The following is an 18,523-nucleotide window of genomic DNA, read 5'->3' on the forward strand; positions in this document are numbered from 1 at the left end:
GGTTCAATTCTACGTGATATCCGTATCCGCTCCGTGCCGTGAAACAGTGCGAAAGCGTAACTCCGGCGGTTTGGGCGGTGCCGGTTCGCGCCGGGCGGACAGAGCGGTCAGCCGCGCGCGAGAATGGTGGACGCTTCCTGGAGGGTGGAGCCTGAATCCTCGATATGTGCCAGCTGAGGGGGCAGGTCAAGCCCTTTCCTGCGCATGGCGCCCGCCCAGAGCCGTCCCGCCCGGTAAGAGGAACGGACAAGGGGTCCGCTCATCACGCCCAGGAAACCCAGTTCCGTGGCTTCGTCGCTGAGCTCGACAAACTCCTGCGGCTTCACCCACCGGTCCACCGGAAGGTGGCGCTCACTGGGGCGCAGGTACTGGGTGATCGTGATCAGGTCGCAACCGGCGTCGCGCAGATCCCGGAGGGCGCCGGAAAGCTCCTCGCGTGTTTCACCCATCCCCAGGATCAGGTTGGACTTGGTGACCATGCCCAGCTTCTGTCCCTGCGTGATGACGTCAAGCGAACGCTCGTAGCGGAAGGCCGGCCGGATGCGCTTGAAGAGCCGCGGCACGGTTTCCACGTTGTGGGCAAAGACCTCGGGGCGGGCAGCGCAGATTGCCTCGATGTGCTCGGGTTTGCCGGAAAAGTCCGGAATCAGGATTTCGACGCCGGTGCCCGGGTTCAGTTCGTGGATCTTCCGGATGGTTTCTGCATAGAGCCAGACACCCTCATCCTCGAGGTCGTCGCGGGCCACGCCGGTGACCGTGGCGTAGCGCAGGTTCATCTTCTGCACCGAACGGGCAACTTTGGTGGGCTCGAAAAGGTCCACTGCTGAGGGTTTGCCGGTGTCGATTTGGCAGAAGTCGCACCGGCGGGTGCATTCAGAGCCGCCAATCAGGAATGTGGCCTCCTTGTCCTCCCAGCATTCGAAAATGTTGGGGCAGCCGGCTTCCTCGCAGACGGTGTGCAGGCCTTCCTTCTTGACCTGTTCCTTCAGGTGCACGTACTCGGGGCCAATGGCCACTTTGGCCTTGATCCACTCCGGCTTGCGTTCCACGGGCACGGCTACGTTGCGCTGTTCGATGCGCAGCAGGCGGCGTCCTTCGGGGGCGAGGGTCATAGGAGGGATCCTTTCAGCCGGCCCGGCGCGGTGGCGCCCGGTTCCGGAGAGATGGTGTCCGTGACCCGAACAGGATGTTCGCGGACAAGATGGTCCCTGCGGTGAAGGAGTTCTTCCTCCACCCGGGACACCAGATCGGCAGGCGTGACAACTTGGCCGGTCTCGGCCGAGATGGAAGTGGTTCCCGCGTCCGTGATTCCGCAGGCCACGATCTGCGCGTAGGGGGCCAGATCGTTGCTGCAGTTCAGTGAGAAGCCGTGCATTGTGACGCCATGGTTGACCCGGATGCCGATTGCGGCGATCTTCCGGTCGGGGCCGCCGTCGCGCACCCACACGCCGGAGCGGCCGGCGACCCGTTCGCCGCGGATCCCGTAGTCGGCGAGGACGGCGATGAGTGCGTCCTCCAGCGTGGCCACATAGTCTGCGACCTTGCTGGGATCGGGCAGCCGAAGGATGGGGTATCCCACCAGCTGGCCCGGGCCGTGCCAGGTAAGCTTGCCGCCGCGGTCCACGGGGATCACCGGTGTTCCGTCAAAGGGCCGTTCATGGTCCTCAGTCCGTTTGCCGGCTGTGTACACGGGGGAATGCTCCAGCAGCAACACCGTGTCCGGTGCCGAGCCGGCCAGAACACGCTCATGCAGGACACGTTGCCGGTCCCAACCATCCAGGTAATCCACGTAATCCGGGGCAAGGCCGATGCGCAGGAACTCCAAAGCCATGGGGACAGCCTAGACTGCCGCGGCAGAAGTTCCGACTATGGCGTTGATCACACCTTGGAAGAGGGTGTGATCCCGTGCCTGGAACAGCTGTGGATAACTTCTGCACGATGCGGCGGTTCGGACTACAACAGAGTGCATGGAGTTCAATGAACCGGCTGGTCCAGCCCGCCCGCCGGAAGTCGATGAGGGGTACCGGGCCGGGCAGCTGCTCGGCTCGGGCGCCACGGCCCGGGTATGGGCCGTGGCGAGGGAGGGCGACGGCGCCCGCTTTGCGCTGAAGATTCCCGCTGCCGCACCGGGTGGTCCCGGAACCACCTTTGAAACCCGGCGGGAGCTGAACATCCTGTCCCGTTTTGAGCATGAAAACCTGCTGCGCGTCCACACCGTCCTGGATACGGATCAGGGACCGGGGCTGCTGATGGAGTGGGCCCAGGGAGGTTCCCTTGGCCGGGTGCTGCAGGCCCGGGGCACTCTCGGGCCGGGAGAGGCCGTGACGGTGCTGGTGGGGGTGGCGTCAGTGCTGGCTTATCTTCATACCCTGAACGTCTGTCACGGTGAGGTTTCGCCCAACAACATCCTCTTCACTTCCAGCGGTAAACCCCTGTTGGCCGATCTCGGGACCGCGGCCCTGCTCGGAACCGGGCGGGTATCAGCGGCGTCGCAGGAGGGTGACGTCCTGGCCCTCGCCTCGGTGGGATGGCTCATCCTGACGGGACGGGCGCTGCCCCCGGCTGAACGACGCCTGCCGCTGTCCGTTCTGGTTCCTGAAATCCCGGCAGCGCTCGCTGAGGTTATTGATGCCGGACTGCAGGAGGAAGCGGGGCTTCGGCCTGACGCTGCTGAGTTTGCCCGCCGGGTGTTTGAATCGATGCCCGCCGAGCCGTTGAACCTGGCCCTGGCGAAGGCTCCCGGCCCCGCTGGCGGATTACCCACGCGCCGATCCCGGCTGGAGCGGGGAAGAGGCGCCGGGGGTTTGCTGAGGCGGGTCCGGCGGGCAAACCCGGGGCAGGCGCACCGGGAGGGCGCCCTTCCGGAACACCGGGAGGAGAAACACCGGCCAAACCGGGTGCTGCTGGGGGCAGCTGCCGTGCTCGTGGCAGCAACCATGGGACTGGGAGCTGTGGCGGTAGCCGCGCCGGAAATCCTGCAGGGCGCGGCGTCAGGGGAACCCGAAACCGCGCCGCCTGCGTCGGGTGCCGCCCCCGTCAATGACGCGGACAAAGGAGCAGACCCGGATATCGGTTCGGGAGCAAACACACCCGCTCCGACGGGCACCGACGACGGATCGGGGACGGAACCGGGTGAACCTGCCGAACAGTTGTCGCTGGCCCGGACAACGGGTCCGGAGCTTCAGCTCATGGTCAACGGCAGCGATCCCGTGGCAGCGGCGCGTGCCCTCGCCGAATTGAGGGCACGCGCGTTCACCGCAGCTGACGCGGAGTTGCTCACGGACATCAACGTGCCGCGCTCGCCGGCCATGCAAGCGGATCAGGCGGAAATCTCCAAACTCGAGGCCTCCGGCACAGTGCTCTCCGGACTGGCGGTCGAGATTGTGTCCGCGGGACCGGCCGTACCGGGGCAGGAAGGGAAGGTCAGCATACGGGCCGCCGTCTCCACTTCTGCCTACGCGGAGCGTGACGCACGCGGGGCAATGGTCCGGAACGTGGCGGCAATATCCAACCAAGACGTTGTCCTGGTCATGGTGCGGACCGCAGACGGCTGGCGCATCGAGGACATTTTGGCGCCGCCCGCCTGAGCCGTAGCTGTCATCGGTGCCGCCGGTGCCGCCGGTACCGTCCTCATCGGGCTGACCCGGTCTCTGCGATATGCCGCAGCCGGTCTGTTTCTGAAAAGCCGAGCGGTCCGTGAAAGATAGGATCGATCCATGAGTTCAACTGCTTACCTTCGTTACCCCGATCTGCATGGCGATCTCGTCACCTTTGTGGCGGAAGACGACGTCTGGATGGCGCCGGTTACCGGCGGACGTGCCTGGCGCGTTTCTTCCATGCAGCTGCCGGCCCGCAGCCCGAAGTTCTCTCCGGACGGCACCCAAGTGGCGTGGCAGGTGCTCCAGGGCGGTGCTCCGGAGATCGTCACGGCGGATGTCAGCGGCGGGAACTTCCGGCAGCTGACCTTCTGGGGCAGCCAAAGTACCCGCATGAAGGGATTCAACTCGGCGGGGCAGGTTATAGCCACCAGTTCCGTGGAGCAGGAGGACAGCCGCCTGCGGTGGGCCTTCGCCGTTCCCCTGGACGGCGCAGCGCCCGTCAAGCTTCCGTACGGCCCGGTGGAAACCATCGCCGAAGGACCGGCCGTCGGTGATGAACGCCCCATGGTCATCGGCAGCATGCTCACCCGTGAACAGGCCTGGTGGAAGCGCTACCGCGGCGGCACGGCCGGAAAACTGTGGATTGACGCGGACGGCAACGGGGAATTCGAACGCCTTGTCCCCGAGCTTGACGGCAACTTGTCGGACCCCATGTGGATTGAGGGGCGGGTTGCTTTCCTGTCCGACCACGAGGGATACGGCAACCTGTATTCGGTGACGCCGTCGGGCTCGGATCTGCGCCGGCACACGGACTTTGACACCTTCTATGTCCGCCACGCTTCCTCGGACGGCAGCCGCATTGTCTTCGAATCGGCAGGACGTTTGTGGCTGCTGCCCTCACTGGACGCTGAAGCCCAGCCCCTGGACATCGTCCTCGGGTCCGCCGGCACTGCCCGGCGCCCGCGTCCGCTGGACGTTGCCAGGCATCTTGCCGGCGTCGTCCCCGATGCCGCCGGAAACGCCAGCGTGGTGGAAACCCACGGCACGCTTCACTGGCTCACCCACCGCGACGGGCCTTCCCGGGTCATTGAGGCGGATTCCGCGGTGCGCGCCCGCCTGGGCCGCCCGCTGGGCGATTCCCGGGCCGTGTTCGTCTCGGACCGCCAGGGGGAAGAAGCGATTTACATTAAGGATGTCTTCGCCGAGCTGTCGGTTGGATCCGCTGCCGGCTCCCGGGCCGCGGAGGAGGCGCCCGTTTCCGATCCTGCCGCGAAAGACGCAGACGGCGCCGGCCTGGTTCTGCCCAGCCCGGTGTCCGCAGCCGGGTCTGCCGGGTTGCCGCAGGCAAGACCGCTGGCTGCAGAATCTCCGGCGGGAGGACAGTCGCCCGAATCCGCCTCCACGCCTGAATCCGCCCCCAAACCGGGGGACAGCACTGTCCGTGTGGAGTTCGAGCGGCCCACCCGGGTCAGCCAGCTGGCGCCCAGTCCGGACGGAAAGCGCGTGGGCGTGGCCACCGAATACGGTGAAGTCTTTGTGCTCGACGTCGCTGCGGCCCAGTTGTTCCCGGTGGCCTCCACGGGCTTCGGCGCCGTAGATCAGCTCGCCTTTTCGCCGGACTCCCAGTGGCTTGCCTGGGCGGAACCGTCCAGCGCGGACGGGCGCACCCGGATCCGGCTCCGGTCCGTGCTGGATACGGAAGCACCGGTGATCGATGTGACTGACGGCCGGTTTACGGACCACGATCCCTCGTTCACCACTGACGGCCGCTACTTGGCCTTCCTTTCCGAGCGCAGCTTTGATCCTGTCTATGACACGCACCGCTTCGATTTGAGCTTCCCGTCCTCCACCAAGCCGTTCCTGGTGGCACTGGCAGCGGGCACACCGTCGCCCTTTGGGCCTTCGGTTTCGGGCACCGCGGCGGTTGCCGCAGGGGACGCGGCTAAAGATGACGGTGGGGCAAAGGCCGCCGCGGTTCCTGATGTGGTGGTGGATGCTGACCGGATAGGGGACCGGATTATTGCCGTTCCCGTCCCGCAGGGACGCTACGAGAAGCTCCGGACCGCAGACTCAGCCCTGCTGTGGCAGGCCGCTGACATCTACGGAGTGACCGGCGATGGCCGGGCCACAGCCACTGACCGCGACCCGGCCTCCCGGCTGGAACGCTTCGATCTTGTGAAGAAGGATCTGTCCATCCTTGTACCGGCCCTGGACGATTTTGAGGTCAGCGGTGACGGCACCAAGGTGGTGCTGCGCCACGACAGCGGTGTCCGGGTGGTTCCCGCCTCCGCCAAAGTTGAGGAAGATTCCGGCGAGAACATCCGGGTGGAGTTGGGCCGGATCCGGGTGCGGATTGATCCGGTTCAGGTGTGGGGGCAGGCTTTTGACGAGGCCTGGCGGCTGCAGCGCGACTTCTTCTGGGCTCCGGACATGGGCGGTCTGGACTGGGAAGGCGTCCACTCCCGCTACCGGCCGCTGGTCCAGAACCTCGGCGGCCACGATGACCTGGTTGACCTGCTCTGGGAAATGCACGGGGAACTTGGCACCTCCCACGCCTACGTCACTCCGGCTCCCGTCACGGAACCGGGCTCGGGAAGCCAGGGGTTCCTCGGCGCCGACCTGCTGCCGGGAGCCGGCGGCTGGGAGGTGGTGCGCATTCTTGGCGCCGAGTCTTCGGACCCGCAGGCTACGTCACCGCTGAGCGCCCCGGGTGCGGACGTCCACCCCGGCGACATTATCGCCGCCGTGGACGGGCAGCCCGTTCCGGCCGGCGAAGGACCCGCTCCGCTGCTTGCCGGGGCGGCCGGCCGCACCGTGGAGCTGACCATTGTCTCCACAAACGACGACGGCGCACCCTCCCAGCGCCGTATCGCCGTCGTGCCGCTGCGCAGCGAGGAACGCCTCCGTTACCAGAACTGGGTCCACGCCAACCGCCGCATTGTCCGCGACGCATCCGACGGCGCTTTCGGTTATCTGCACATCCCGGACATGGTGGCCAACGGCTGGTCACAGCTGCACCGTGACCTGGACCAGGAGGCATCGAAGCAGGCCCTGGTGGTGGACGTCCGGCGCAACCGCGGGGGACACACGTCCCAGCTGGTGGCCGAGCTGATCGGGCGGAAGGTGACTGCCTGGGCCAACCCCCGCGGCGGAAAGCCCACCCCCTATCCGGACCATGCTCCGAGGGGGCCCGTGGTGATCCTGACGGACGAGTTCGCCGGTTCGGACGGTGACATCATCACCCAGGTGGCCAAGCTGCGCAGTATCGGACCGGTGGTCGGCACCCGGACCTGGGGCGGCGTCGTCGGCATTGACGGCCGGTTCCACCTGGTGGACGGGACCGTGGTCAACCAGCCCCGGTACGCCTATTGGTTCACCGGAGGTGTGGGCTGGGACGTGGAAAACCGGGGAGTGGAGCCGGACATTGAGGTGGCGTTCCCGCCGCATGCCTATGTGGCAGGGGATGACCCCCAGCTGGAGCACGGCGTTGGCATCCTGCGCGAAATGCTGTCGGAGATCCCCACGGATCAGCCGCCGGCCATGACCGGCTACCGGTCACTTCAGCCTGCCCCGCTTCCTCCGCGTCCGCAGGCGGAGCCCGGGGCGGCGGCTGTGCCCGGAGGTACGGTTCCCGGACCGGTTGCGGCTTCCTCTGCGGTTCCGGGCCGGCACTAGCCCCTGGTCTTGGGCTGTCCGCGGCCCTGCTTCTGCTTCGCAGGCAGGGCCGCGGGCAGCGGGGCTGTGAGTCCCTTCATTTTGCGGCGTTCCGGCCAGCGCAGACACCCAAGAGCTTGCAGCGTTGAAGGCGCACGGGCGTAGGAGTACCGTCGGAAAATGGGCATCTATCCCGACGTTTCCGAGGAGCGACCGGACATCGGCGTTTCCCGGAACCCCACCCAACCTCGGAGCATCGAATGAATACCGCTACGCGTCCGTCCTACCTGCGCTGGGCGGCGATTGCGCTTGTTTTCGTCGGCGGTGGATTCGGTGCCGCCAGCCGCGAGGGCCTTTCTCTCGCCATCCCGAACCTCGGCGAGGTTCCTATCGCCATCCCGATCATCAACGTGGTCGGCGCTTTCCTGCTCGGTTACCTCTATGAAGCCGTCACCCGCCTCGACAAGGCGCGCCCGACCGGCGCGAACCTCAAGCTGCTGCTCGGCACCGGCTTCTGCGGCGGCTTCACCACCTACAGTTCGCTGGCCACCGACACTGCGGTGCTCTTTCGTGACGGGCTCCCCGGGTCCGCGGTGATCTACGCGCTTGCAACGGTGATCATCGGCGCCTGCGCCACCTGGGCGGGCATCGCCATTGCGAGTGCCGTCAATAACCGGAGCTCGAGTCCGCGTAAAGATGAGCAGGAGGACGCAACATGACCCCGGGAATTTTCCTGATGCTCGCCCTGGCCGGCGGGTTGGGCGCCGTGGTGCGGTTCATCCTGGACGGCTTCATCCGCGCCCACTCCAAGACGCGGTTCGCGTGGGCGACGACGATCATCAACGTCTCCGGCTCCCTGGTGCTCGGTTTTCTTACCGGCCTCACCATCGAGCACTTTGTGTCGACCGACGTCAGCATCGTGATCGGCACCGGTTTCCTCGGCGGTTACACGACCTTCAGCACGGCGAGCTACGAGACGGTGCAGCTCATCAAGAAGGGTCGCTACGGCGCGTCATTCATCAGCGGTATCGTCATGCTCGTGGTGTCGGTTGCGGCCGCCGTGATCGGCCTCTGGGTCGGTGCGGAGCTGTAAAGAGCAATGGTGGAGATCCGAGCAGGACTCGAAGGTGAGATGAAGGCCGAGGGGTTGATCTCTGCTTGGCCCGTCAGCCCGCAGCCGGCGCGGCCGTACTGTCACGGATGACGAGCCGCGTTGCGAGGTCCATCCGGGGGATGGTTTCCAGGGTGCCCTCACTCATGCGGATGACGAGCCGCGCCGCCTCCTCGGCCATCTCAGTGAGCGGCTGATGCACGGTTGTGAGGGCAGGGCTGGACCACTGGGCGAGCTGCAGATCGTCATAACCGACGATGGACAAATCAAGAGGCACCCGCAGCCCGAGGGTTCTGGCCGCCTCGATGACGCCAAGTGCCTGGAGGTCGCTTCCCGCGAAGATCGCTGTGGGTCGGTCGGGCAGCGTCAGGAGCTCAAGGGCGATGCGGCGGCCGCCGTCCACCCGGAAGTTGCCGAATCGAACGAAGCGTTCATCGATCTCAAGACCGGCCGAGTTCATGGCGGACCGGTATCCGTCGACGCGGGCGAAGGAGCACATCATGTCGTCGCGGCCGGTGATCGCGGCAATCCTGGTGTGTCCCAGTTCGATGAGATGGCGGGTGGCAACGAGGCCGCCGGACCAGTTCGCCGAGCCGACCGCGGGAACATCGGGGGCCGGATCGCCGGCCGGGTCGATGATGACGAACGGAATGGCGCGGGATTTCAGGGCCGCCTTGGCTTCCGCCGCGAGATCGGCGAAGAGGAGCACCACCCCAACCGGGCGCCGGCGGAGAACCCCGGTGATCCAGGCCGGGGACGGGGAATGGCGGTCACCTGACTCGGTAAGTACAACGCTCAAATCGTTGGCACGGGCGACATTTTCGACTCCCCGAATTATCTCCATGGCCCAGGCTGTCTCGAGTTCGGGGAAAACGAGCTCGATCAGGGTGTCTCTGTTCGGCAGGCCGGGGCGCCGCTGATATCCGTGCTTGCCGAGGAGCTCCTCGACTTTTGCCCGCGTCTGTGCGGACACATCTGATCGTCCGTTGAGGACTTTCGAAACCGTGGAGAGTGAAACTCCCGCCTCAACGGCCAATTCATTGAGTTTGACCTTGCCGCCTGAGTCGGCCATTAGGGTCCAATCTGTATTAGTTAGGGGAAACCCTTGCGTTTAACTGTGCCGCTGCTAGGCTCACACCACATTAGGTGCTTTCGACGCAAATGTCGAAACTTTCGAGAGGCGTTCAAAGATGAACAAGCACGGTATCAGGAAGCTGCTGACAGTTGGGGCGGCGACCGCAATCGCGCTCGGCGGTCTGTCAGCGTGTGGCTCCGGCAGCGGAGGAACAGAAGACGGCGACGTCACCATGACGTTCTGGCATAACTCGACGACGGGCGCCGGCAAGGCGCACTGGGAGAAGACGGTTGCAGCGTTCGAGGAGGCAAACCCCGGCGTAAAGATCGACATCCAGTCCATCCAGAACGAGGAAATGGACGGGAAGCTGCAGACAGCGCTGAACTCCGGCGATGCGCCCGACATCTTCATGGCGCGGGGCGGTGGCAAGCTTGCGGATGTGGTTGCGGCCGGACAGGCCATGGATATTACCGATTCCATCGACGATGCCACCAGGGCCGCTGTGCCCGAAGGCGTGCTGAACGCCTTCGAGGTTGACGGCAAAATTTACGGCATGCCGACCGCCGTGCTGCCCGGCGGCATCTTCTTCAGCCAGGACCTCTTGGCCGAAGCGGGCGTCGACGCGGCGCCGACGACAATGGACGAGCTCGGTTCCGCCGTCGACAAACTCAAGACTGCCGGTATCGCCCCCATCGCCGTCGGCGCCAAGGACGCGTGGCCCGCTGCCCACTGGTACTACTTCTTCGCGTTGCGCTCATGCTCGCAGGACACGATGGACGAAGCGGCCGAGTCGAAGAAGTTTGACGACCCGTGCTGGCTTGAGGCCGGAAAAGAGATGGAAGCGTTCGTGGAAACGGAACCGTTCAATAACGGATTCCTCACCACCTCGGCACAGCAGGGCGCCGGAAGCTCTGCAGGTCTGCTGGCGAACCACAAAGCAGCCATGGAACTCATGGGTGCCTGGAACCCGGGTGTCATCGCATCGCTGACCCCCGACCAGGAACCGCTGGAAGACCTGGACTGGTTCCCGTTCCCCGCCGTTGACGGAGGCGACGGCGCCGAAGGCGCCATGATGGGCGGCGTCGACGGATTCACCTGCTCCGCCCAGGCGCCGCAGGAAGAGTGCACTGCATTCCTGAACTTCTTCATGCAGCAGGAATACCAGGAGGACTACGCGGACGCGTTCCAGACTCTTCCGGCCAATCAGGACGCCCAGGCAGCTGTTACCGACCCGGCGCTTCAGTCGATCCTCCAGGCATACAACGACGCACCGTACGTGACGGTGTGGCTGGACACCCTGTTCGGCCAGAACGTCGGTAACGCGCTGAATAAGGGGGTTGTCGATATGCTCGCCGGTCAGGGCTCCGCCGAAGATATCGTCTCCGCTGTGAACGACGCAGCGGCCAAGGGATAGCAGCAGACAATGACTGAACCTGCAGGCGGCGCTCCGTTGATGACGGACGCTCAGCCGCCGCGGGGCACGGTTAAGGCAGGGGACGGCGCCCGCGCGTCGTCCCCTGCCGCACCGCGGCCCAGGCGGCGTGCAACGGACTGGCGCAAACGCCTCGAGATCACGCTTCTGGCCGGGCCGGCCATCTTCGTTTTTGTCGGCTTCGTCATCTTCCCGGTGGTCCTGGCCGGCTACTACGGCTTCTTCCGTTGGAAGGGCTTTGGGCCGGCCACAGACTTCGTCGGCTTCGACAACTATAAGATCATCTTCCAGGACAGCGCGTTTCACGACGTGCTGCTGCACAACGGGTTCATCCTGGTGCTCTCCCTGGTCATTCAGGGCCCCATTGCGGTTGTCCTCGCGCTCCTGCTCAACCGGAGCATCCGGGGCCGCTCGCTCATCCGGGTCCTCATCTTCGTCCCGTACATCATTTCCGAGGTCATAGTCGGGATCGGCTGGGGCCTCATGCTGCAGACATCCGGTGCCGTCAACGGGCTGCTGGACAGCATCGGGCTGGGAGCGTTCAAGGCAGACTGGCTCTCTGATCCGAAGATCGCCATCTGGTCCCTGATGGTGATCATCTCGTGGAAGTACATCGGATTTGCCGTCATTCTTTTCCTCGCCGGGCTGCAAAGCATTCCCAGCGAATTGTTCGAGGCAGCCGCGATCGACGGCGCCAGCTACTGGCAGACCCAGCGCACCATTACGCTGCCCCTTCTCGGGCCGACCGTGCGGATCTGGGCGTTCCTGTCCATCATCGGCTCGCTGCAGCTGTTCGACCTGGTCTTCATCATCTGGGGACAGTACGTCGCCTCGACAGCCGGGACCTCGACCATGGCCACCTACATGGTTGCCAACGGACGCACATCGGGCAACTTCGGCTACGGCAGCGCTGTCGCCGTCGTCATGTTCCTGATCTCCCTCGTCATCGCATTGATCTACCAGCGGTTCGTTCTTCGGCGGGACACCGCCGGTGCCCTCACGTCAGGAAAGAAGTGATGACTGCTATCGAAACTCCCACGCGCCCGCGCAAAAAGCGTCCGCCAAGGGAGCGCCAGCCATGGGGCAGCCCCGCGACCTACTTCGTCGCGTTTGTCTTCATCTCACTCTGCCTCGGACCCGTCATCTACATTATTCTCGGCGGCTTCCGCGACAACTCGCAGATCACCAATTCGCCCGCGGGACTCCCAAACCCGTGGAATTTCGACAACTACGCGGAGGTGCTTGCGAGCCCGACCTTCTGGCAGCAGGTCGGCAACTCGGCAATTGCCGCGATTGCCACGACCGTTGGTGTGGTGGTGCTCGGGCTGATGGCCAGCTTCATTCTTGCGCGGTACAACTTTGCCGGCCGCGGGGCGATGTATTCGCTCTTCGCCGCCGGGCTCATGTTCCCGATGACCGTGGCGATCACGCCGCTCTACATCCTCGTCAGGGACCTGGGCTTGATGAACAGCCTGGGCGGCGTGATTCTCCCGCAGATTGCCTTCGGCCTGCCGGTGACGATCATCATCCTGGTGCCGTTCCTCAAAGCCATCCCCGACGAAATCGAAGAGGCAGCGGCGATTGACGGTACCAGCCGCCTGGGCTTCTTCTTCCGGATGGTGGTTCCGCTGTCCCTGCCGGGCGTCGTGACGACGGGCATTCTTGCCTTCGTGGCGAGCTGGAACAGCTACCTTCTGCCGCTGTTCATCCTCAGCGACCAGGCGTCCTACACCCTCCCGCTCGGAGTCCAGGCGTTCGCTTCGCAGTATTCGGTGGACACGGCAAAGGTACTCGCCTTCACTTCGCTGTCCATGATTCCAGCACTCATCTTCTTCACGCTGTTTGAGCGCCGCATCGTCGGCGGACTCACCGGCGCGGTCAAAGGATAGGACTTTCCTTGAGCAACACAACATCCACGACGACGGCGCCGGCATGGCGCGACGTCAGCGCATCCGCTTCGGACCGCGTCGAAGCACTCCTCGCCGAGCTCACACTCGAGGAGAAGACTGCCCAGCTGTTCGGCGTCTGGGTTGGCGCGTCCAATGAGGGCGGTGACGTTGCCCCGCATCAGAACGACATGGACGACCTCGTTGACCTCGACGCGCTCCTGCCGAGCGGGCTCGGCCAGCTGACCCGGCCGTTCGGCTCGGCTCCTGTTGACCCGGCACTCGGCGCGCTGTCCCTCCTGCGCAGCCAGCGCCGGATTGCGGCATCCAACCGGTTCGGAATCCCGGCCGTTGCGCATGAAGAATGCCTGGCCGGCTTCGCCACCTGGGGAGCGACAGCCTATCCGGTGCCCCTCGCCTGGGGAGCTTCCTTCAATCCCGGACTCATTGAGCGGATGTCCCGCCGCATCGGGTCAGACATGCGCTCGGTCGGCATCCACCAGGGCCTTGCCCCGGTACTCGACGTGGTTCGGGATGCCCGCTGGGGACGCGTCGAGGAAACCATCGGTGAGGACCCGTATCTCATCGGCAGCATCGGAACGGCGTACGTCCGCGGCCTCGAGTCCGCAGGGATAGTCGCAACCCTCAAGCACTTCGTCGGATACTCGGCGTCGAAGGCCGGCCGTAACCTCGCGCCGGTCTCGGTCGGTCCGCGTGAACTCGCTGACGTGCTGCTCGTTCCATTCGAGATGGTCATGCGCGAAGGAAAGCCGCGTTCGGTCATGCACTCCTATACCGACCTCGACGGCGTGCCGTCGGCGGCTGACGAGTCGCTGCTCACCGGTATCCTGCGCGACACCTGGGGTTTCGACGGCACCGTCGTTGCCGACTACTTCGGGATCGCCTTCCTGAAACTGCTTCACGGCGTCGCAGGTTCGTGGGGCGAGGCGGCCGCTCTGGCGCTCACTGCCGGCGTGGACGTAGAGCTGCCGACGGTGAAGACCTTCGGTGCGCCGCTGATTGAAGCGGTCCGGTCAGGAGCCCTGTCCGAGGAGATTATCGATCGTGCCCTCCGGCGTGTGCTGCGCCAGAAGGTAGAACTCGGACTGCTTGATCCTGACTGGGATGCCACGCCCGGAGCGCTGCGGGACGTCGACGTCGACAATCCGGAAGGCATCCGCGGCACCATCGACCTGGACAACGCCGGTAATCGGGCGGTCGCCCGCGAGATCGCCGAACAGTCCATCGTGCTTTTGAGCAACGACGGGATCCTTCCGCTCGCCGCCCCGCGCCGGATTGCGGTCGTCGGGCCGACGACCGACGACCCCTTCGCCGTTCTCGGCTGCTACTCGTTCCCTGCGCATGTCGGCGTGCAGCACCCTGACACGCCCCTCGGTATCGAACTGCCCACGCTGCTGGACAGCCTCCGCACCGAGTTTCCCGAAGCCGACATCGAATACGTTCCCGGGACGACGATCGACGGAGGAGAAACCGCCGGGATCTCCGCAGCGGTGGATGCTGCAGCGCGGGCCGACGTCGTCATCGTCGCCCTCGGCGACCGGGCCGGGCTCTTCGGCCGCGGCACGAGCGGTGAGGGCTGCGACGTCGAGTCGCTCCGTCTGCCCGGTGCCCAACAGAACCTTCTCGACGCCGTCCTGGCAACATCGACTCCTGCCGTCGTCACCCTGCTCGCCGGACGACCGTACGCGCTGGGATCCGCTGTCACGGGCGCCGGCGCGATCCTGCAAGCGTTCTTCGCAGGAGAAGAAGGAACCGCCGCGCTTGCCGGCATCCTCTCCGGCCGGGTCAATCCGAGCGGACGCCTGCCTGTCAGCATCCCGGCCTCAGAGGGGACGCAGCCGTCCACATACCTGGCCGCTCCTCTGGGGCGCTCCAACGGAGTGTCCAGCATTGACCCGACCGCCGTCTTCCCGTTCGGACACGGGATCGGGTATACGACCTTTGACTGGAGCGCCGGCCAGCACGGGCCGGGAACGATCGGAGTCGACGGCACGGCGACCCTCGGTCTCCGTCTGCGCAACACCGGGGACCGTTCCGGGACAGAAATCGTCCAGGTTTACGTCCACGATCCTGTCGCGTCAGTGGTGCGCCCGGTGCAGCGTCTGGTCGGTTTTCATCGCGTTGACCTGTTGCCGGGCGAATCCGTCGAGCTCTCGATACACATTCCCGCAGATGTCACCAGCTTCACCGGCCGAAACGGGGAGCGGGTGGTCGAACCGGGGGAGATCGTCCTTGGTCTCGGAGCATCCAGCACCGACATGCGCGTCACACAGTCGGTGCAGCTCTCCGGTGAAGCACGTGTCGTGGGCTTTGACCGGGCCTTCCACCCGAGTTTCAAGGAGACCGCACGGGTCGCCCCGTGAGTGTCGATCACCGGCGGATGACTGCGCAGGTCACCGTGCTGGACTCCGCCGGCAACCCTGTGCCCAACGCGGAGGTGACTGTCGAACAGCAGCGTCATCACTTCGCGTTCGGCAACATCGGTTTCGACTTCATCCCGCTTGCCAACAGGGAGACCGGGCAGGAGGCGGCCGCGGAGCCCGTTTTCGGCGGGGCTGCGGCCGCCGCGCTGCCGGATCTCCAGACGTTGTGGCTCGACCTTTTCAACACTGCGACCCTTCCGTTCTACTGGCGGGGATTTGAGCCGACCCCCGGCAAGCCGGACACCCGAAGACTTCTCCGGACCGCCTCGTGGTTCGCTGAGCACGGAGTGACAGTGAAGGGGCATCCGCTTACCTGGCACACGCTCGCGCCCGAGTGGCTCACCGGTTTACCGGTAGCGGAGATCGAGCGGCTGCAACGCGAGAGGATCCGACGCGAGGTGACCGACTTTTCCGGGGTCATCGACACGTGGGACGCCATCAATGAAGCCGTCATCATGCCCGTGTTCACTGCAGAGGAAAACGGTATCACCCGGCTTGCACAGAGCATTGGCCGCTTGCCCATGATTCAACTCGCGTTCGAGGAAGCTCGCGCCTCGAACCCTTCGGCGACGCTCGTCTTGAACGACTTCGATTTGTCGAGCGACTACGAAGCTCTGATCGAGCGCGTGCTTGAAGCGGGGATCACCGTGGACGCGATCGGCCTGCAGACGCACATGCACCAGGGATATTGGGGAGAAGAGGCCATGCTGGCGATGGTCGACCGATTCGCCCGCTTCGGGCTGCCCCTCCATCTGACGGAGACGACTCTGCTGTCGGGGGACCTCATGCCGCCGGAGGTCACCGACCTCAACGACTATCAGATCCCATCCTGGCCGTCGACACCCGGGGGAGAGGCCAGGCAAGCGGACGAGATCGTCCGCCACTACCGCTCACTCGTTGGCCACCCGGCGGTGCAGGCCATCACCTACTGGGGGCTCACCGACGACGGAGCGTGGCTCGGTGCGCCGGGCGGGTTTGTTCGCGCCGACGGCACGCCGAAGCCCTCATTTTACGCGCTGCAGTCCCTGATTAAGGGCGAATGGTGGCTGCCGCGAACGCCGATGCGCACGGATTATGACGCACGCTTGTCGATCACGGGTTTCTTCGGTGACTACGTGATTAAGCGCGACGGGCAGAGCGCACCGGTCTCGCTCTCGCGGGGGAGTGAAACGGCCACCGTCCGATTCCGCTGATGCACGCTTAGGGGCGCTTGGCTGCCGGAATGTAGTAGGCGATCACCAGGAACACCCAGGTGGTGAGGATGTACGGCCAGGTGTAGGTGGGAGCGTCAAGGCGGTGCATCACCACCGTGACCACAGCGGTCACCACGGTTCCAATGATGGCGAGCACCCAGGACACTGAGTTGCTGCGCAGAAAGACCACGGCGAGCGCAATGGCCGTAAGCACGCCGGAGTATCCGGCCAGACCGTTTGCGGTCTCAGTGAGGGACTCGCCCATTGCCAGCGCACACAGGCTCCCCACCACGCTTCCCAGCAGTCCTGCCAGGCCAACTTTCCAGCTGGCCAGGAACAGCCCGAGCAGAATGAGGGCGCCGGACCACTCGTTGTTGATGAGCACCACCTCAGAGACATTCGTCAGCAGCGAGCGTGCGAACGCGAGTGCTTCCGAGTCGATGGTGGCCGACGGCGCTGCGCTCACTCGCAGCGCCTGAGTACTGAGCAGTATCCCGGTTGCCACGATGCAGAACGGTGCCGTGGTGGAGGGCAGGGCATAGATCTTCAGCGGTGTCTTCGTGAACAGGGCAACCACCAGCCACGTCACCGGAGCGCAGAGCAAACCGCCGACGAGCGCAATCGGATAGGCGGCCCACTGACCGCCGATGGCCGAATACGTCCCGGCACCAACGAGGGCGCCGCAGAAGCCCTGCATTCCTGTTGTCACCGAGGCGGGATCGGCCTTGAGCAGGCGTCCTCCCACGGTGTTTCCCGCACAGCCGATCAACACGAGAAGTGCCATGCGCCAATCCGATACGGCGAAGGCAACCAGGATCAGCAGGGCCGTGTAAATGTTGCTCTGGAAGAAAATTTGCGAGAGTCCCTCGCACCAGCCCTTGAGCCAGCCTGTGCCTGAGATAGCCGGGCTCGGTGTGGCTGCTGCTGCGCTGCTCATGTCATGTCCTTGCCCGGGGCGTCATTGCGGCGCTCCTGTTTCTGTTTCCGGCTTCGGCTGTGGGCCTGGATCGGATCCGCCCCGTGCAGCTGCGTCGCCGCCGGCGCCCGCCCCGCTTTTCGCCAGCGCCCATCGCTGCTCCACATGGCCGAAACGCCAGTAGGCGGTGGAGGTGAACCAGACCAGGATCAGCGTGCCCACGACGATGTAGCCCACATTCTCAAGGTCGATGCTGGCCACCCACCCGGTGAGCGGGTCGCGCAGGCCGAGCTTCTCGTTCAGCAGTCCGATCAGCTCAATGCCGCCGATCATGACGGCAATCACCACCGAGAGTCCGGTGATGGTGAGGTTGTAGTACAGCTTGCGAACCGCATTGACGCTCGCCCAGCCGTAGGCCTTCACCATGACGGCGGAATCCAACGTATCGAACAGGCTCATGCCGGCAGCAAAGATCAGCGGCAGGCAGAGGATGGCGTACCAGGGCAGCCCGGTCGCCGCCCCCGTCCCGGCCAGCACCAGGAGGGCGATCTCGCTGGCAGTGTCGAAGCCGAGCCCGAACAGGAACCCGACAGCGTACATCTTCCCCGGTCTATCGATCGTTTTCAGCATCGGGCGGATGAGGCGGGTGATGAAGCCGCGTCCCTCCAAATGCCGTTCCAGCGCCAGCTCGTCGAGGTCGCCGTTGCGCGAAGCCCGCCAGACTTTGAGGATCCCCAGGAACGCGACGGCGTTGATGAGCCCGATCAGCAGCAGAAACACACCGGAAACCAGCGTGCCGAAAACGCCCAGGCCGTTGCGCACCTCATTTCCGTCGTCGCTCAGCCCAACGGCCCAGCTCACCCCCAGCGCCAGCAGCGCTGCCATCAGGAAGACGATGGTGGAGTGGCCCAGAGAGAAGAACAGACCGACCCCTGCGGCCGGCCTGCGCAGGTCCACGAGTTTACGGGTGGTGTTGTCAATCGCCGCGATGTGGTCAGCGTCGAAGGCGTGTCGTACCCCCAGCACATAGGCCACCATGGCAATGCCCACCCCAAAGACGGAGGACCCCAGTTGCAGGTGCAGCGGCTCGACCAGAAAGAAGAACAGGCCGAAACCCGCGATGTGCAGGAGCACCACCGGGATGAACGCGAATACCACCTGTGCCCGGTAGGAGCGCGCCGGCCCCTGCACCTTTGACTGCTTGTCCACCGTC

At 65.1% G+C, this 18,523-nt stretch carries 14 protein-coding genes; 9 read left to right on the forward strand and 5 right to left on the reverse strand.

Going from position 1 to position 18,523, the window contains the following annotated elements; genetic code table 11:
- Positions 1 to 107: 107 nt before the first annotated feature.
- Together lipA and lipB are read right to left on the reverse strand one after the other, a co-directional pair.
- Positions 108 to 1,112, reverse strand: coding sequence for a lipoyl synthase (gene lipA / locus KG104_RS07005; protein ID WP_104054672.1), 1,005 nt, complete (start codon positions 1,110 to 1,112; stop codon positions 108 to 110).
- Positions 1,109 to 1,831 (reverse strand): lipoyl(octanoyl) transferase LipB, encoded by a 723-nt coding sequence (lipB, locus tag KG104_RS07010; RefSeq protein WP_207346553.1) that lies wholly within the window; start codon positions 1,829 to 1,831, stop codon positions 1,109 to 1,111. The genes lipA and lipB overlap by 4 nt, the downstream gene beginning before the upstream one ends.
- A gap of 136 nt (positions 1,832 to 1,967) precedes the next feature.
- Here lipB and KG104_RS07015 point away from each other — a divergent pair, with 136 nt between their 5' ends.
- The 4 genes from KG104_RS07015 (at position 1,968) to crcB (ending at position 8,346) form a co-directional block, all read left to right on the forward strand.
- Entirely contained in the window at positions 1,968 to 3,587 is a 1,620-nt protein-coding gene (locus KG104_RS07015; RefSeq protein WP_207346554.1) for a protein kinase domain-containing protein, read from the forward strand.
- Positions 3,588 to 3,716: 129 nt separating this feature from the next.
- Entirely contained in the window at positions 3,717 to 7,274 is a 3,558-nt protein-coding gene (locus KG104_RS07020; RefSeq protein WP_207346555.1) for a S41 family peptidase, read from the forward strand.
- A 239-nt stretch (positions 7,275 to 7,513) separates the two neighbouring features.
- Positions 7,514 to 7,972, forward strand: a complete 459-nt coding sequence (locus tag KG104_RS07025; protein WP_104160780.1) for a fluoride efflux transporter FluC — start codon at positions 7,514 to 7,516, stop codon at positions 7,970 to 7,972.
- Positions 7,969 to 8,346, forward strand: coding sequence for a fluoride efflux transporter CrcB (gene crcB / locus KG104_RS07030; protein ID WP_207346556.1), 378 nt, complete (start codon positions 7,969 to 7,971; stop codon positions 8,344 to 8,346). The genes KG104_RS07025 and crcB overlap by 4 nt, the downstream gene beginning before the upstream one ends.
- A gap of 73 nt (positions 8,347 to 8,419) precedes the next feature.
- Here crcB and KG104_RS07035 read toward each other — a convergent pair whose 3' ends face one another.
- Positions 8,420 to 9,436 (reverse strand): LacI family DNA-binding transcriptional regulator, encoded by a 1,017-nt coding sequence (locus tag KG104_RS07035; RefSeq protein ID WP_104054666.1) that lies wholly within the window; start codon positions 9,434 to 9,436, stop codon positions 8,420 to 8,422.
- A 118-nt stretch (positions 9,437 to 9,554) separates the two neighbouring features.
- On the opposite strand from KG104_RS07035, the gene KG104_RS07040 reads away from it, so the two are divergent.
- The 5 genes from KG104_RS07040 to KG104_RS07060 are packed head-to-tail and all read left to right on the forward strand — an operon-like array spanning position 9,555 to position 16,394.
- On the forward strand, positions 9,555 to 10,853 hold the full coding sequence (locus tag KG104_RS07040; protein WP_104160781.1) for an ABC transporter substrate-binding protein: 1,299 nt from the start codon (positions 9,555 to 9,557) through the stop codon (positions 10,851 to 10,853).
- Between the two features lie 9 nt (positions 10,854 to 10,862).
- Positions 10,863 to 11,888: a carbohydrate ABC transporter permease gene (locus KG104_RS07045; protein ID WP_372434080.1), complete on the forward strand. Its 1,026-nt coding sequence runs from the start codon at positions 10,863 to 10,865 to the stop codon at positions 11,886 to 11,888.
- Positions 11,888 to 12,760, forward strand: coding sequence for a carbohydrate ABC transporter permease (locus KG104_RS07050; protein ID WP_104054663.1), 873 nt, complete (start codon positions 11,888 to 11,890; stop codon positions 12,758 to 12,760). The genes KG104_RS07045 and KG104_RS07050 overlap by 1 nt, the downstream gene beginning before the upstream one ends.
- A gap of 8 nt (positions 12,761 to 12,768) precedes the next feature.
- Positions 12,769 to 15,141 carry a beta-xylosidase/alpha-l-arabinosidase gene (locus KG104_RS07055; protein ID WP_207346557.1) on the forward strand — a complete coding sequence of 791 codons (2,373 nt, stop codon included), beginning with the start codon at positions 12,769 to 12,771 and terminating at the stop codon, positions 15,139 to 15,141.
- On the forward strand, positions 15,138 to 16,394 hold the full coding sequence (locus tag KG104_RS07060; RefSeq protein WP_207346558.1) for an endo-1,4-beta-xylanase: 1,257 nt from the start codon (positions 15,138 to 15,140) through the stop codon (positions 16,392 to 16,394). Before KG104_RS07055 ends, KG104_RS07060 begins: the two co-directional genes overlap by 4 nt.
- Positions 16,395 to 16,401: 7 nt before the next feature.
- On the opposite strand, the gene KG104_RS07065 is transcribed toward KG104_RS07060, so the two are convergent.
- Together KG104_RS07065 and KG104_RS07070 are read right to left on the reverse strand one after the other, a co-directional pair.
- Positions 16,402 to 17,331: an urea transporter gene (locus KG104_RS07065; protein ID WP_207346559.1), complete on the reverse strand. Its 930-nt coding sequence runs from the start codon at positions 17,329 to 17,331 to the stop codon at positions 16,402 to 16,404.
- 21 nt (positions 17,332 to 17,352) lie between these two features.
- A complete protein-coding gene (locus KG104_RS07070) occupies positions 17,353 to 18,519 on the reverse strand; it encodes a HoxN/HupN/NixA family nickel/cobalt transporter (protein WP_207346560.1) in 1,167 nt (388 codons plus the stop codon).
- Between the last annotated feature and the right edge of the window lie 4 nt (positions 18,520 to 18,523).

Origin of the sequence: Arthrobacter sunyaminii (genome assembly GCF_018866305.1) — a bacterium.
Classification (GTDB): Bacteria; Actinomycetota; Actinomycetes; order Actinomycetales; family Micrococcaceae; genus Arthrobacter_B; species Arthrobacter_B sunyaminii.